This is a genomic window from Paenibacillus forsythiae T98 (assembly GCF_000520735.1).
Lineage (GTDB): Bacteria > Bacillota > Bacilli > Paenibacillales > Paenibacillaceae > Paenibacillus_AQ > Paenibacillus_AQ forsythiae.
The window spans coordinates 1-921 of sequence record NZ_ASSC01000786.1 but is presented as its reverse complement, the minus strand read 5'-3'; the positions used below and the strand labels follow the sequence as shown (position 1 = coordinate 921).

2 protein-coding genes are annotated in these 921 nt (G+C 54.2%); both read right to left on the bottom strand.

What is annotated here, in order from left to right:
* A partial coding sequence (locus L692_RS0123945) for a xanthine phosphoribosyltransferase (RefSeq protein ID WP_025702473.1) occupies positions 1-431 on the bottom strand: 431 nt, incomplete at its 3' end.
* A 100-nt stretch (positions 432-531) separates the two neighbouring features.
* Complete coding sequence (locus L692_RS0123940) at positions 532-837, bottom strand: hypothetical protein (protein ID WP_025702472.1); 306 nt, start codon at positions 835-837, stop codon at positions 532-534.
* Positions 838-921 lie beyond the last annotated feature (84 nt).

Here is a 921-nt window from a genome sequence, read left to right as displayed (position 1 = left end):
CCCGCCTGCTCCACAATCCGCGCCAGGCCGAAGGCGGCCTCGCCGTTCGCCAGGAAATCATCGACGATCAGCACCCGCTCGCCCGGAGCGACGAACTTCTTGGAGACGGTGATTTCGTTCGTCTCTCTTTTGGTGAACGAATAGACCTTCTCCACGAAAATATCCTCCGTCAAGGTCAGCGATTTCTGCTTGCGGGCGAATATAAGCGGAACCCCGAACTCCAGCGCCGTCATAATGCCCGGAGCAATGCCCGAGGATTCAATCGTCAGCACCTTCGTAACCCCTTCCTCCGCGAACCGCTCCTTGAACTCTCGCCCGATCTCACGCATCAGGAAAGGGTCCATCTGGTGATTGAGGAAAGAGTCCACCTTCAAGACACCCTTGGCAAGCACAATCCCCTCGCTGATTACCTTTTGCTTCAACAATTCCATATGTAGTCCTCCTTCTCGTATCCCGTTAAACTCAGCTGCAGAAAAGACCCATTCTTCTCCAAACTTCTGCGGAGGAGAGAACGGGTCTTTCGGAGCCGCATCACAGCCCTGTCGGCTTCTGCGGCAGGAGGTTGCCAATGATGGATTTCAAATCATGATCCTCCCCGGACTTCCCGCCGCCGGCATCATACTCCGTAATCCGAATTTGGGAATAGTCGGCATCCGGGTTGACAGGCTTGAATATCAATTTCTCCCGGTCATCCAGCCTTACATTGAATTTCATTTCCTTGAACATGTCGATCAGCTGGTTCTCATCCGGAACGGTTCCCTCGTCAATGAACAGCAGTCCCCGCAGTGATTTCGGACCGCCCGAATGCAGCACCTCAAAGTGCACGATACACTCCATTCTAACTCACCCCCCTGGCATGGTTTGGTATTCCAGCATACGCCGGTTGTCATCCCGAGTGTTCCCCGGAGCCTTCAAGCTCTA

Excerpts from the sequence above, each read along its gene's own strand:
- L692_RS0123940 (WP_025702472.1), bottom strand. The coding sequence starts at position 837 with ATGGAGTGTATCGTGCACTTTGAGGTGCTGCATTCGGGCGGTCCGAAA.